This is a genomic window from Streptomyces sp. NPDC058231 (assembly GCF_042882275.1).
Taxonomy (GTDB): domain Bacteria; phylum Actinomycetota; class Actinomycetes; order Streptomycetales; family Streptomycetaceae; genus Streptomyces.
The window spans coordinates 79,279-92,998 of the sequence record NZ_JBHVWN010000005.1; the positions used below are offsets into that span (position 1 = coordinate 79,279).

Genomic DNA, 13,720 nt, shown 5'->3' on the forward strand with positions numbered 1-13,720 from the left:
GGTCAGCCCTCGGCGGCCTTCCGGGCGATGTCCGTGCGGAGCTGCGACCCGTCGAGCCGGATCCGGGCAGCCGCCGTGTAGGCGCGCTCCCGGGCGGCGGCGAGGTTCTTGCCCGTCGCGGTCACGGACAGCACACGGCCGCCGGCGCTGACGATCGCGTCGCCGTCCCGCCTGGTCCCGGCGTGCAGGACGTACGCGTGCGGGGCGTCCTGCGCCGCGACGTCCTCGAGGCCGCCGATCGGGTCGCCCGTCCGCGGCGTGTCCGGGTAGTTGTGCGAGGCGATGACCACGGTGACCGCGGCGTCGTCGTGCCACGTCAGCGGGGGCAGCGTGTCGAGCGTGCCGTTGGCGGAGCCCAGCAGGACACCGGCCAGCGGGGTCTTCAGGCGGGCCAGGACCACCTGGGTCTCCGGGTCGCCGAAGCGGGCGTTGAACTCGATGACCCGGACGCCGCGCGAGGTGATCGCGAGGCCCGCGTACAGCAGGCCCGAGAAGGGCGTACCGCGGCGGCGGAGCTCGTCGACGGTCGGCTGCAGGACCGACTGCATGACCTCGTCGACCAGCTTGGGATCCGCCCACGGGAGCGGGGAGTACGCGCCCATGCCGCCGGTGTTCGGGCCCTCGTCGCCGTCGAGGGCGCGCTTGAAGTCCTGGGCGGGCTGGAGCGGCAGCACGGTGGTGCCGTCGGTGATCGCGAAGAGACTCACCTCGGGGCCGTCGAGGAACTCCTCGATGACCACGCGGTCGCAGGCCAGCGCGTGGGCGCGGGCCGTGTCGAGGTCGTCCGTGACGACGACTCCCTTGCCTGCGGCGAGTCCGTCGTCCTTGACGACGTACGGGGCGCCGAAGGCATCGAGGGCCGCGTCGACCTCCGCGGGGTTGGTGCAGACATAGCTGCGGGCGGTGGGGACACCGGCTCCGGCCATGACGTCCTTGGCGAACGCCTTGGAGCCCTCCAGCTGGGCCGCCTCGCCGGAGGGGCCGAAGCAGGGGATGCCGGCGGCGCGCACGGCGTCGGCGACCCCGGCGACAAGCGGGGCCTCCGGGCCGACGACCACCAGCTCGGCGCCCAGTTCGGTGGCGAGGCGCGCGACGGCGGCGCCGTCGAGTGCGTCGACCGGGTGCAGTTCGGCCACCTCTGCGATGCCGGCGTTGCCGGGAGCGCAGTACAGAGCGGTGACATCGGGGTCGAGGGAGAGAGAGCGGCACAGGGCGTGTTCGCGGGCGCCGCCGCCGATGACGAGGACCTTCACGGGGTGCAGCCTAGCCGCCGGTCCGCCGCGGCCTCGACGGACGCCGCTCCGTGGACGGCCGGAGCGGGTCTCCGCCCGCGCTACTCGTTGGTGAACTCCTCGACGACCGTGGCACCCAGCTCCCGGACGATCAGGTCGTGCCCGGAGAGCGCCGAGTCGACCAGATCCGGGTCGTCCTCCTCCGGGATGTCGTCCTCCGGGGCGACCGGACGCGGCGGCTCGGCGGCGCTGTACGGCTGCTGGGGGGCGCTGTGCGGCTGGGGGGCGGGCGCAGCCGCGGAAGCGCCGCCGCCGCCCGGCTGCTGATGCTGAGCCGGTGCGGGCCGGGACTCGTACTGCTGCGGGGCGGGCGCGGCCTGACGCTGCGGCGCCGACGCGGCGGACGGCCTGCCGCCGCCGGTCTGCGGGGGCAGTCCCGCGCCGCCCGACGGGTCGACGATCGCCTCGACCTTCCACTGCATGTTGAACTGCTCGGCGAGCGCCTGCTTCAGCACGTCCTCGCTGCCGCTGCTCGCGAAGTTGTCACGGGCACCCGCGTTGAGGAAACCGATCTGCAGGGTGGTCCCGTCGAACCCGGTGACCTGGGCGTTCTGGCTGAGCAGGATCCAGGTGAACCGGCGCCGGTTCTTCACGGCCTCCAGGATGTCCGGCCACATGTTCCGCACCTGAGCGGCGCCCTGGGCCGTGCCGGGGCTCGGCTCGCCCGCACCGGGAGCGGGGGCGGCGGCGGGCGTGGCAGCGGGGCTGGGGGCCACAGGAGCCGGAGCTGCGGGAGCGACCGGCTGCCCGGGGGCTGAGGCGGTCGGCCAGCCGCCCGGACGGCGCCCCTGCTCCGGCGCGCCGGCGGTGGGCCAGGCACCGGGCCGCTGGCCCCCCGGGGGAGCCTCGGCGGGCGGCTGGGCGGCCGGGGCCACCGGAGCCGCGGGGGCGGCAGGAGCCGCGTACTGCGCGGGCTGGACGGGCGCGACGGGTCCGGCGGGCGCGGTCTCGGGGGCGTCCCCCCGTGCGGCGGCCCGCGCGGCGGCAACCCCGCCACCCGGCGGAATCGCGGCGGCGGGCGCATGAGCCTGCGCCTCCGGCCCCGGTACGTACCCCATGGCAGGGCCGGCCCCGGCGGACGCGAACGAGGCGCCCCGCTCCAGCCGGTCCAGCCGGGCCTGCAGCGAGCGCTCGTCGTCGAAGGCGGCGGGCAGCAGCACCCGGGCGCAGATCAGCTCGACCTGGAGACGCGGCGAGGTCGCCCCGCGCATCTCCGTGAGCCCTTCGTTCACCAGGTCGGCGGCGCGGCTCAGCTCGGCGGCGCCGAAGACGGCCGCCTGGGCCTGCATCCGCTCGACCACATCGGCCGGAGCGTCGATCAGCCCCTTCTCCCCGGCGTCCGGCACGGCCGCCAGGATCACCAGGTCGCGCAGCCGCTCCAGCAGGTCGGCGACGAAGCGCCGCGGGTCGTTGCCGCCCTCGATCACCCGGTCCACGACCTCGAACGCCGCGGCCCCGTCGCCCGCCGCGAAGGCTTCCACGACGGAGTCGAGCAACGACCCGTCCGTGTAGCCGAGCAGCGAGGTCGCCATGGCGTATGTCACACCGTCGTCGCCCGCGCCGGCCAGCAGCTGGTCCATGACCGACATCGAGTCACGCACGGACCCTGCACCGGCCCGCACGACCAGCGGCAGCACACCGTCCTCGACGAAGCTGTGCTCCTTGCCGCAGACCTCGGCGAGATACTCGCGCAGCGTCCCCGGCGGCACGAGACGGAACGGGTAGTGGTGCGTACGCGACCGGATGGTGCCGATGACCTTCTCGGGCTCGGTGGTCGCGAAGATGAACTTGAGGTGCTCCGGCGGCTCCTCGACCACCTTCAGCAGGGCGTTGAACCCCGCCGAGGTGACCATGTGCGCCTCGTCGATGATGTAGATCTTGTAACGACTCGACGCCGGCCCGAAGAACGCCTTCTCGCGCAGATCACGGGCGTCGTCCACGCCACCGTGGGACGCGGCGTCGATCTCGATGACGTCGATCGATCCCGGGCCGTTGCGCGCGAGGTCCTGGCAGGACTGGCACACCCCGCACGGCGTCGGTGTGGGGCCCTGCTCGCAGTTCAGGCAGCGGGCGAGGATCCGTGCACTGGTCGTCTTGCCGCAACCGCGCGGACCGCTGAACAGGTACGCGTGATTGACCCGGTTGTTCCGCAGGGCCTGCTGCAGCGGGTCAGTGACATGCTCCTGCCCGATGACCTCGGCGAACGACTCGGGGCGATAGCGGCGGTACAGCGCAAGGGACGACACACCTACGAGGTTATCGGGGCCGACTGACAAGCGGTCCCGGTCCGGGCACACCACCGGCGGCGGGGCCGGACGTACAGCGCCACGGGCCACCGGGAATCACGCCGCACCCCGGACATACAAGGGCCCCCCACGCACCCGCCAGAGCCAACCTACCCTTGCTGCCTTCCGGCCCTGGGGGAGTTCAGTCAGATAGCGCCACGTGAGGGGCTGACGCCCACCTTAGCCGATCCCCACCCCGCCGAGTCCACCCGCACACCCTCCCGACCGCTCCCCGGGGAACGGGTTCGCGAGCACTCCTCAACGTCTTGTATTGTTTGCCGCGGAGGATTCGCCTAGTGGCCTAGGGCGCACGCTTGGAAAGCGTGTTGGGGGCAACCCCTCACGAGTTCGAATCTCGTATCCTCCGCCATTGCTCTCACCGGGCAATACGTCGAAGGCCCCCGCAGCTAGCTGCGGGGGCCTTCGACGTTCCTGGTCTCATCTTGCAGTCTCAACGAGATTCTTCGGGACCCTCCGGTCCGCTCCCCTCGGCGTCCTGAGCCACTTCCACCCGGTCCGCTTCACGACGTGGTCGACAGCGCCGGAAGCGCGCGGACTTCGTGCACACGCGGAGCACGTCCCTGAGTCCAGCGAGCAGCGATCGGACCCGAGCCGTGGCCGATAGCGTCGTCACCTTGTGGGCGAAGATCACAAAAGGCCTCCTTTCTGATGCAGACAGAGGACCTCCGGGCGGTGAGCATGGTGATGCACGGAGTAACGCTCACCCCCGGCCCACTGTGCGCACGCGACCGACCGCGAGGGCCACCCCGTGTGGTGGTTCACCGCAGCACCCCGGGTGGCGGCTGCCGAGGTGTTCGCCAGATGCCCGCTTGAGACGTCTGGATATCCAATGAGATATACTTATTGCACGAGCTGATATCACCGGAGGTACTCGATGAGTCGCACAGTGATCGACCTCGACGACGAACTGCTGGCCGACGTGGCTCAGGCGCTGGGGACCGGCACCAAGAAGGAGACGGTCAACACCGCCCTACGCGAGGTGCTCGAGAACCGCCGACGGGCTCTCGCTCTCACTCGGCTGCGGGCCGCAGCGGGCGAGGGTGGCTTCGATCTGGATGCCTTCGAGGACAAGAGGGACTACCGGCGGTGAGCGCGGCTCAGTTCCTGATCGACACCAGCGCGCTCGCCCGATTCTTCCGCGACGACGCCGAACAGTACGGCTGGGATCAGGCAGCCACGGCAGGGCTCATCGCAACCTGCCCTATTACCGAGCTGGAGTTCTTCTACGGCGCCCGCTCCGCCGCAGACCGTGCGCGCGGCATCGAGGACATGCGGCTGCTGTTCGGCTGGGTGCCTGTCGATGACCGCGCGTACGACCGCGCCTGGCAGGTTCAGGAGCTGCTGACCCAGCGCGGTCAGCACCGTAGTGCAGGAGCTGTTGACCTCGTCGTTGCCGCCACCGCGGAACTCCAGGGGCTAACCCTCCTGCACCGAGACCACGACTTCGAATGCATCGCCGCCATCACCGGCCAAGCCATGCAGTGGTACGGCCCGGGGGCTGGCAAATGAACGCGCGTCCGGTCTCAGTTCTGGTCTCATTCGCAGGCGTACACCACAGTTCGGCGCGCCTGTAGCCGCTGGCTCCGCCACAGGTCGGCACGCCCGTGACCGTCCCCGAATGCCGGAGCGAACATTTGGAAAGCGTGTTGGTTGGGGGCAACCCCTCACGAGTTCGAATCTCGTATCGTCATCAGTCGGGCTCCACTGTCCGTACTGCATGGACGGTGCCGGGGCGTGCCCGCCCGAGGACAGCGGGCGGCGCCCCGGCTACAGCGATCCCCAAGTGATCCTCGCCGACCCGGCGCGTGAGGAACACCACACCGTGCCGGTGTGGCTCGGACTTCGGTCCGCCACTGAATTCCGGGCGCACGGGCCGAGGCGCGGGTCGGGCCGGCCGGGACAACGACCGGCATCGGCACGGCCGGTGGGGGCCGGCCAACGCGCGCGGTCAGGAGCGGTTTTCGCTCGCGTGCTTGAGGTTGTCCACCCAGTTCTGGAGGGATGCGTCGAGGGCGCTCTGCAGCGCGGCGGTGTCGGCCACGACCGGTGCGCCGGTCCAGGACTCCTCGGTGCGCACGACCACCCCGTCCCCGGTGGGGGTGAAGGTCCACACATGGACGGCGTCGATTCCCTGGGCGGGACCTCCCCAGGCCAGGCACTTTCCGCGCTCGACCTGCTTGACGGTGGACGTGATGTCGAGGCCCTGGGTCTCCCAGCGGAACACCGAGCCGGACCGCAGCCGGCCCGGCGTGTCCTTGACCGACGAGGTGACGTCGGGCTGCCAGCCGGGCCACTCCTCGACACCCGTCTGCACCTTCCAGATGGTCCGCAGCGGTGCGTGGATCACGGTGCTCTTGCGGGTGATCACCGGTGCGGCCTCGTCCACATGCACGCCGGAGCAGGTGAGCGACCGGCTGGACGGAGTCTTGTGCGACCGGTCGTACGACGTGCCGTCGCCCGGAGCGGCGGCGACGAGCAGAGTCGCGGCGAGGGCGACGAGCGGGGCGGCAACGGCAGTGCGCATGGCGAGTTTCCTTCGTGAGGGACCGCAGAGGGCATCCGCCGGGAGCGGATGAGAGCCAGCGGCAGTTACTGCCACTCGCTTACGTTAGAGACTGTAACTAGAGTTATTCAGTAGCGCAATCTGCCATCGACCGCGCCGCCGGCAGCCGCGCTCGACACGGACCGGACAGGGCAACACCTCTCGCAACAGTTAGGCCGAAGAACGCGAGCTACGATGAATCGCATGGATCAGGCTGCGGGAGCGAAGAAGACGACCGGGGGCCCACGCGCCCGGTACCGGGAGCAGACACGCGCGGAGATCAAGGAGATCGCCCTGCGCCAGCTGGCCGAGGGCGGCATCCCGGCGATCGCCCTCACCCGGATCGCCAAGGAGCTGGAGCTCTCCGGCCCCGCCCTGTACCGCTACTTCGCCGGCCGGGACGACCTGCTCGGGGTTCTCATCGCCGACGCGTACCAGGACCTCGCTGCGGCCGTCGGGGAGACCGCGGAGGAGTCCGCGAACCACGCCCTCCGCCATCGGCTGCTGTCCCTGGCGGGCACCTACCGGGCCTGGGCCGTACAACAGCCCCACCGCTACCTGCTGATCGCCGGATCACCGCTGCCCGGCTACACCGCCCCACCGGAGACCCTCGCGCAGGCACGTGCGGCGCTGGGGCCGTTCCTCCCGCTCTTCGCATCCGCGCAGCCCGGCCCCGCGGTCCTCCCGGTCGTCGAGCAGATGACCGACTGGGTGCGCCAGGACCCGGCCGTCGCCGACTGGGTCGCGCAGTACGTCGAGGCGCCGGGCGGCATGGACCGTGCGGGCTACGCATTGGCCGGGGCCGTCATGGCGTGGACCCGTATGCACGGAGTGGTGAGCCTGGAGGTCGAGGGGCAGTTCAGCGGCATGGGCCACGAGCCGCGCGTGCTGCTCGACGTGGAGATGCACACGCTCGCCGACAGCTTCCGGCTCGCCTGACCGACCGGCCGACAGGGCGACTCGGCGGCGGCTCCCCAGGTGGGGTTCGAAGCGTGCTGATCCGCTCCCTGTGGTTCTCGCCGTTGCACGCCCTGCGCGGCATCCACGCCCTGCGTGTCCGCGTGAAGGCCATGATCTTCTCCGAGCCGCTCGGGCTCGAAGCCCCGGCCGTCGGCGAGTGGGGCTTCCCGCGACCCCGCCCAGTCGATCGAGCCGACGCCCACCGGGCTCCGTCCGGCCGCCACCGGCGAGCCGGCCTCCGGCAGAGCCGCCGCGCCGCGGACCGCCGCCTCCCGGGCCGGACGCGGTACGGCTCGACCCGGCCGCGGCTCCGGGCGAGTCGTCGCCCGTCGCCGTCAGCGGAGGTGATGGCGGTCCGCCCAGTCGGCGAGAGCTGTGGCGACGGCGAGGGGCTGGTCCTCCGGGGTGTGGTGTCCGGCGACCCCGGAGTGGCGGTCGATCTCCAGACCGGCGATGTTCCGCGCGCACCAGTCGACGATCGCCGGCCCCATCATGACGCCGGGGCCGGGGGCGAAGGTGAGCAGCAGTTTGGGTACGTCCCTGCTCGTCGTCAGCCACTTGTCGTACGCCTGGATCCTGGCGACCACATCGGCGGGTTCACCTCCCAGCGGCATCGACCGCGCCCACTGGAGCAACGGGCGACGGCTCTCCTCGGTGGGGTACGGACGGCGGTAGACGTCCAGATCGGCCGGGTCGAGAGGGGAGGCGACCGTGCCGGGCAGCGCCTGCTCGATGAAGGCGTTGTCTACGAGGATCATGGCCTCGCCCACCTGCGGTGTCTTGATCGCCCGGAACAGCGGTCGGCCGCCCTCGGGGAACTCCTCCCAGGTCATCGGCTTGACGATGGTCTCGGTGAACGCGACGCCGCGTACCCGGTCGGGATGGCGAGAGGCCCAGTCGAAGGCCAGCGCGCCTCCCCAGTCGTGTCCGACCAGCACCACGCCCTCGAGCCCGAGCGCGTCGAACCAGGCGTCCAGATAACGGGCCTGGTCGGCGAACGTGTAGGCGATGCCGGGCTTGCCCGACTCACCCATGCCGATCAGATCCGGAGCCAGCAGGCGGCCCGGTCCGCCGACGGCGGGGAGGACGTCCCGCCACAGGTGGGATGAGGCGGGATTGCCGTGCAGGAAGACCATCGGCGCACCGGCGCCGCGCTCCCGGTGGAACATGGTCGAGTCGAGTACAGGCTGAACGGGCATGGCGACTGGTCCTGTCGGATGTCGGGGCCGGCGGCGTGGCCCCGGCACTACGGACGGGCAGTACGGACGGGCAAACCGCGCGGCGCCGTGTCGGGACGCATCGCGGTCGCGATGGCCGCGACGGACGCGGCGATCGAAGCAGCCGGGTCCGGCTCGCGGGAGAGCCCGCCGTCGGGCCGGACCCGGAGGTCACCGGAAGGCCGGGGCGGTACGGACGGCCCAGTCGGCGAAGGTGCGCGGCGCCCGGCCGAGGATGTGCTCGACGGCGGGGCTCACTTCCTGTTCGGCGGGGAGCGGCCGGCCGAGGATGGCGAGAGTGCCCTCCACGACCGGTTCGGGCATGAACTCCAGCATCTGCGCGCGCGCCTCGTCGCGGGTCTGCTCGATGAACCGCAGCTCCGTGCCCAGAGCGTCGCCGATCGCCCGGACCCGATCCCGCGGGGTGAGCAGGCCGGGTCCGGTGAGGTCGTACGTACGGCCCGTGTGGCCGCTCCCGCGCAGGACCGCGGCCGCGACCTCGGCGATGTCCGCCGGATCGACGGTGGGCAGTCCGACATCGGCGAACGGCGCGGTGGCCGTGCGCCGGGCGCGGATCGTCCCGGCCCATGCGAAGGCGTTGGTGTTCAGACCTCCCGAGCGCAGGATCGTCCAGTCGAGGCCCGACCGGCGCACCGCGTCCTCGAACGCCGCAGGGTGCCGGTACACCTCCGGCCGCGTCCCGGCGCCCTGGGAGGAGAGCAGGACGACGCGCCGCACTCCGCCGGCCGCGGCGAGGTCGAGGATGCTCTGCGGATCGTCGCCCGCGACGAGCAGGAACAGCGCGTCGGCCCCGTCGAGGGCGGCGCGCAGGCTCTGCGGGTCGGCGAGGTCGGCCGGCAGGTGCCGCACCCCGTCGGGCAGCGGCGCCGGTCGCCGCGAGACGGCGGTGACCTGCTCGCCGCCCTCGACGAGGATCCGCACGAGCTCCTGACCGACGTTCCCGGTCGCACCTGTCACAACAATCATGAGATCTCCCACGGGTGAGCGAGTGAGTTAGTTGACTAACTAACTTGCCTGAACCGTAGCCCACACCGCGCCGTCCGTCTACAGTCAGTCAGGTGACTCACTCAAAAAGTGCTCCGCGCTCCCCGGGCAAGCGGGAAAGGCTGGCGGCCGCCGCAGCCCGGGTGCTGCACGAGCAGGGCGTCGAACAGACCACACTCGCCGACATCGCCCGTGCGGCGGACGTCCCGGTCGGGAACGTCTACTACTACTTCAAGACGAAGAACGAGCTGGTCGAGGCGGCGATCGACGCGCAGGCGGAGAGCCTGCGGGCCGTCACCGGCGCACTCGACACGCTCCCCACCCCCCAGGACCGGCTGAAAGCCCTCCTGGGCGGCTGGATCGAGCAGCGCGAGCTCACGGCCCGGTACGGCTGCCCCACCGGCACCCTGGCCTCGGAGCTCGACAAGCGGGCGGACGGCCTCGACCAGGCGATCGCCCAGGTCGTCAAGGCCCTCATCGACTGGGCCGAGCAGCAGTTCCGGGCGATGGGACGCGACGACTCCCGTGAACTCGCGGTCGCCCTGGTCGCCGCGTACCAGGGGATCTCCCTGCTCACCAACACGCTCCGCGACCCCGGCCTCATGGCGGCCGAGGGGCGGCGCCTGGAGCGCTGGATCGACTCGCTCGCCTGACGCACCGCCGGGCCTCCGCAACACCAGCGCCCCCGGGGCCGTTCCCGGCCACCCGGAGCCGCCGGCCGGTGCCGTCCTACCGCGCGCCCAGCAGTTCGAGGACCTTGTTGACGGCGTCCAGGACGGGTTGGCCGACGGCGCCGACCGTCGCCGCTATGCCGGCGACGGCCATCAGCGCCCGGTGTCCGTCCTGCGACGGCGCGTTCTCGGCGGGGCCGATGTCCGCCAGGGAGTCGTCGATGACCTGGGCGCCGGCCGGTGGGACCCGGTCACGGAGCTCCTGGGCCAGCCGGAGCAGTTCCTCGACGGCGGACTGCAGGGCGGGAGACACCGGCGCGGCGTCCGCGGCCGGCGCCTGGTTCTTGATCATGCCGGTGTTGCCCTGGCCGCCGTGCATGTTCACGTTGTCGCCGAAGTAGTAGCTGTCGCCGCTCACGCGCCCGCCATCCCCACGTTTCCGCTGCCGCCGTACATGTTGACGTTGTCCCCGAAGTAGTAGTTCCTGGGGCTGACCGTGATGCTCTCGACCTTCACCTGGAACTCGTTCTCGGGATTCTCGATCGCGTGGGCGATGCGGCCGACGAGCTGGTTCAGGTGCTCCCGGTCGGGGCTGGTCACCACCGCGGTGGACGGGCCGGACGTCTCGACGGCCAGGACGTAGTACGAATGCGCCGACAGCACGGAGATCAGCTCCGCGAGGAAGTAGACCAGCGCCGCCGCGCCGACGATCCAGGTGAAGGTGACGATCCCGCTGCCCGCGTCCTCACTGCCCAGGGTGGCCGCGGCGCCGAGGATCGTGAGGGCGACCGCGACCGCCAGCGTGATCGCGACATTCCTGCAGAAGGTGACGACGGCTTCCTTGCGCCTGGGATGGATGGTGAGCGTGTGCACCCGGGCGATGTTCTGCAGCGGATACGCGGCGCCGCCGATCCATAGCAGCCGCTTGCTGACCCGCAGGTCGACGTCGGCGCCACGCAGGAGCGGAGGGGGCATCGGCGGCATCGGCGGCGGGGTGTTCCACGGCCGCTCCGCCGGATCGTTTGGCTCCATGCCGTTCCCCCTGAGGTCGAAGCGATGTGAGTAACCACCCGTGGTTGATAGGCACCATAAAGCACTTGGTGCATGTCCACTACAAGTTTGCGTTTCATCAAGTCAGCTGAAATTAAAGGGAGTTGACACTTCCAGAGCGTCTACGGCCGACGCCGTTAGCGCCTCGGCTCTCCGCCGCGCGGGCCGGCCCGACCGAAGCCCGGGCCACCGGACACCTCGGCCGGTCGCGCCCGACCCGACCCGCCGGACGGAGGCGGAGACTTCCCCCTCAGAGATAGTATCGGTGGCGATACTATCTCCACTGTCACCATTGCCGGAGGGGTGTGCCGTGCGCCGTTTCATCGGACGGGACCGGGAGCTGAACATGCTCCGCAACGCCTTCCAGGAAGTCCGCGAAGCCACCGGTTCGGCCAAACCCGGCCGGTGCGTCCTCATGCGCGGAAGACGGCGGGTCGGCAAGTCCAGCCTCGTCGAGGAGTTCCTCGGGCGCACCGGGGCGCCCTCTCTCTTCTTCACCGCGGCCGGCGGTTCGGCCGCCGACGAACTGGCCGAACTGCTCGACGCCGTCGCCACCTCCACGCTTCCGGACCGGGGCCTGTTCGCCGAGGAGGCCCCGGGTCAGTGGAACGCGGCCTTCAGGCTGCTCGCGGAAGTCCTGCCCGACGACAGTCCGAGCGTGGTCGTCATCGACGAGGTCCCGTACCTCATGGACCGCATCGACGCCTTCGAGGGCATGCTGCAACGGTCGTGGGACCGGCTGCTCAGCCGAAAGCCCGTGCTTCTTCTCCTGGTCGGTTCCGACCTCTCGATGATGGAGGCGCTGGACAGCTACGACCGCCCGTTCCACCAGCGGGGGCGCGAGATGGTCGTGGGCCCGCTGAACCCGGCGGACATCGGCGAGATGCTCGGCCTGCCACCGGCGGCCGCCCTCGACGCCGCTCTGGTCACCGGCGGACTGCCGCTGATCTGCTCGGAGTGGCGGTCCGGAGCGACCGTCTGGGAGTTCCTCCGCGACTCGCTGGACAACCCGCTCTCGGCACTGCTGGTCTCCGCCGAACGCTCACTGGCCGCGGAGTTCCCACCGCAGGCGATGGCCCGTGAGGTGCTGCGGGCCATCGGGACGGGGGAGCGGACCTTCACCAACATCGCGCGCGCCGCCGGCGGCATCGCCCACACCACCCTCACCAGAGCCACGGACGTCCTGACCGAGAAGCGCGTGGTGGCGGCCGAACTGCCGCTCTCGTTGCGGCCGTCCAAGGAACGCCGCTACCGGGTGGCCGACCCGTACCTGCGGTTCTGGCTGGCGTTCGTCGATCCGCACATGGCCGAGATCGAACGGATGCGGGGCGATCTCACGCTGAGCCGGATCGAGGAACGGTGGACGAGCTGGCGCGGCCGCGCCGTCGAGCCGCTCGTCCGTGAATCCCTCGCCCGCCTGCTGCCGGACGACGCCCTGCCCGCCGCGCCGGCGATCGGTGGTTACTGGACCCGCAGCAATGACGTCGAGATCGACCTGGTGGGCGCCGACCGGCAGCCGGTGGCCAAGCGGCTGCTCTTCCTCGGCTCGGTCAAGTGGCTGGAGAACTCAGCATTCGACAGCCACGACCTGGCGGCGCTGCAGAAGCACCGGGCGGCGGTCACCGACGATCCACTGCCGCTCGTGGCGGTCTCCCGCAACGGAGTGAGTTGTTCCGGGCTGCACGCGTCGTACGGGCCGGAGGAGCTGATCGGCGCCTGGCGCAGACCCTGACCGGAACGGCGACCGGCGACCGGTGCCCGGGGGAACGGCGGCCGGCGCGCGTTCGCCGTGTCGCCCTCACGGGTGGTCCGGGTGGCGCGGTCGCGTGCGCGAGTGCTTGCTGGTTCTGGGCGGTGTCCGGGCATACAGGTGTCGCCGCACCGGGTGGCACACGGGCAGGCCGAGGAAGCGAGCGACCGCCGATGGAGAAGAGACGTCAGGCACTGCGCACTCCACGAGCGGCAGGACTGGCCGGCATCGTCTTCGCCCTGTTGCTCGCGGCCGCGATCGTCCTGATCCGTCTGGCGATGCCGGGCCGGCCCGGTGACGAGAGCAGCGAATGGCTCACCGACTCCTCGCGCCGACGCACCGTGCAGACGGCGCTCAACCTCATCCCCTTCGCCGGGATCTTCTTCCTGTGGTTCATGGGAGCGGTGCGCGCGCGTATCGGGAAGGCGGAGGACCAGTTCCTCGCCACCGTCTTCCTGGGCAGCGGTCTGATCTTCGTGGCGACTCTCTTCGGGGCAGCGGCGGCGGCCGGAAGCCTCCTGGTCATGGCCGGTTCGTCCGGCCCCGGATCCGGGCCGGCACCGGGTTCCTTCGGCCAGCACTTCACGTACAGCCTGCTGACGACCTACTCGATGCGCATGGCCGCAGTGTTCACCTTCTCGACCTCCTCCATCGGACACCGGCTCGGAGTGCTGCCGCCCTGGCTGGCTGCCCTGGGCGGTCTCGTCACCCTGGTGCTGCTCCTGATGTCGGGCAGCATCGCCTGGTCCGAGCTGGCCTTCCCGCTGTGGGCTCTGGTGGTCAGCATCCACATCCTGGTGGCCGGTTCCCGGGCACGGCCCACCCCGTCCGTCCCGTCATGATCCGCCCGTTCCCGAGCCCTGCCGGCCGACAACTCCTCCGGCCCATCTGTGCTCGCGGGGCCGGAGCGGCACTCGCACGCTGGGG

General features: G+C 71.2%; 13 protein-coding genes, 1 tRNA gene, 1 other RNA gene and 1 pseudogene. 8 read left to right on the forward strand and 8 right to left on the reverse strand.

The features are described from left to right. Positions 1–2: 2 nt before the first annotated feature. The 3 genes from purD to ffs all read right to left on the reverse strand — a co-directional run bounded on the left by purD (position 3) and on the right by ffs (position 3,750). Positions 3–1,253: a phosphoribosylamine--glycine ligase gene (gene purD / locus ACFVXE_RS05245; protein WP_389669340.1), complete on the reverse strand. Its 1,251-nt coding sequence runs from the start codon at positions 1,251–1,253 to the stop codon at positions 3–5. A gap of 80 nt (positions 1,254–1,333) precedes the next feature. Further along, complete coding sequence (locus ACFVXE_RS05250; RefSeq protein WP_389669341.1) at positions 1,334–3,538, reverse strand: DNA polymerase III subunit gamma and tau; 2,205 nt, start codon at positions 3,536–3,538, stop codon at positions 1,334–1,336. A 115-nt stretch (positions 3,539–3,653) separates the two neighbouring features. Further along, an RNA gene (gene ffs / locus ACFVXE_RS05255) (signal recognition particle sRNA small type) lies at positions 3,654–3,750 on the reverse strand. A gap of 109 nt (positions 3,751–3,859) precedes the next feature. Between ffs and ACFVXE_RS05260 the strand changes: the two genes are divergently transcribed. From ACFVXE_RS05260 to ACFVXE_RS05275, 4 genes and pseudogenes are all read left to right on the forward strand, one after another. After that, positions 3,860–3,947: transfer RNA gene (locus ACFVXE_RS05260), tRNA-Ser, on the forward strand. Positions 3,948–4,472: 525 nt separating this feature from the next. Next, positions 4,473–4,688, forward strand: coding sequence for a type II toxin-antitoxin system VapB family antitoxin (locus tag ACFVXE_RS05265; RefSeq protein WP_389669343.1), 216 nt, complete (start codon positions 4,473–4,475; stop codon positions 4,686–4,688). Continuing rightward, entirely contained in the window at positions 4,685–5,107 is a 423-nt protein-coding gene (locus ACFVXE_RS05270) for a PIN domain nuclease (RefSeq protein ID WP_389669345.1), read from the forward strand. The genes ACFVXE_RS05265 and ACFVXE_RS05270 overlap by 4 nt, the downstream gene beginning before the upstream one ends. Positions 5,108–5,216: 109 nt before the next feature. Then, positions 5,217–5,429, forward strand: a pseudogene (locus tag ACFVXE_RS05275) (hypothetical protein); the annotation flags it as partial. Positions 5,430–5,546: 117 nt separating this feature from the next. Here ACFVXE_RS05275 and ACFVXE_RS05280 read toward each other — a convergent pair. Then, positions 5,547–6,122 (reverse strand): SRPBCC family protein, encoded by a 576-nt coding sequence (locus ACFVXE_RS05280; protein WP_389669347.1) that lies wholly within the window; start codon positions 6,120–6,122, stop codon positions 5,547–5,549. Between the two features lie 222 nt (positions 6,123–6,344). On the opposite strand from ACFVXE_RS05280, the gene ACFVXE_RS05285 reads away from it, so the two are divergent. Further along, complete coding sequence (locus ACFVXE_RS05285) at positions 6,345–7,079, forward strand: TetR/AcrR family transcriptional regulator (protein WP_389669349.1); 735 nt, start codon at positions 6,345–6,347, stop codon at positions 7,077–7,079. Between the two features lie 356 nt (positions 7,080–7,435). Here the strand turns inward: ACFVXE_RS05285 and ACFVXE_RS05290 are convergent, their stop codons facing one another. Both ACFVXE_RS05290 and ACFVXE_RS05295 read right to left on the reverse strand, forming a co-directional pair. Continuing rightward, complete coding sequence (locus ACFVXE_RS05290) at positions 7,436–8,299, reverse strand: haloalkane dehalogenase (RefSeq protein WP_389669351.1); 864 nt, start codon at positions 8,297–8,299, stop codon at positions 7,436–7,438. A gap of 189 nt (positions 8,300–8,488) precedes the next feature. Beyond that, positions 8,489–9,304, reverse strand: a complete 816-nt coding sequence (locus tag ACFVXE_RS05295) for an SDR family oxidoreductase (protein WP_389669353.1) — start codon at positions 9,302–9,304, stop codon at positions 8,489–8,491. Between the two features lie 92 nt (positions 9,305–9,396). Between ACFVXE_RS05295 and ACFVXE_RS05300 the strand changes: the two genes are divergently transcribed. Beyond that, positions 9,397–9,975, forward strand: coding sequence for a TetR/AcrR family transcriptional regulator (locus ACFVXE_RS05300; protein WP_389669355.1), 579 nt, complete (start codon positions 9,397–9,399; stop codon positions 9,973–9,975). A gap of 76 nt (positions 9,976–10,051) precedes the next feature. Here the strand turns inward: ACFVXE_RS05300 and ACFVXE_RS05305 are convergent, their stop codons facing one another. Beyond that, a complete protein-coding gene (locus tag ACFVXE_RS05305; protein WP_389669356.1) occupies positions 10,052–10,411 on the reverse strand; it encodes a hypothetical protein in 360 nt (119 codons plus the stop codon). Beyond that, positions 10,408–11,025, reverse strand: coding sequence for a DUF6232 family protein (locus tag ACFVXE_RS05310; protein ID WP_389669358.1), 618 nt, complete (start codon positions 11,023–11,025; stop codon positions 10,408–10,410). The genes ACFVXE_RS05305 and ACFVXE_RS05310 overlap by 4 nt, the downstream gene beginning before the upstream one ends. Before the next feature lie 328 nt (positions 11,026–11,353). Here ACFVXE_RS05310 and ACFVXE_RS05315 point away from each other — a divergent pair, with 328 nt between their 5' ends. Together ACFVXE_RS05315 and ACFVXE_RS05320 are read left to right on the forward strand one after the other, a co-directional pair. Beyond that, a complete protein-coding gene (locus ACFVXE_RS05315) occupies positions 11,354–12,775 on the forward strand; it encodes an ATP-binding protein (RefSeq protein WP_389669360.1) in 1,422 nt (473 codons plus the stop codon). Positions 12,776–12,966: 191 nt separating this feature from the next. After that, positions 12,967–13,635 (forward strand): hypothetical protein, encoded by a 669-nt coding sequence (locus tag ACFVXE_RS05320; RefSeq protein WP_389669362.1) that lies wholly within the window; start codon positions 12,967–12,969, stop codon positions 13,633–13,635. The last annotated feature ends 85 nt before the right edge of the window (positions 13,636–13,720 follow it).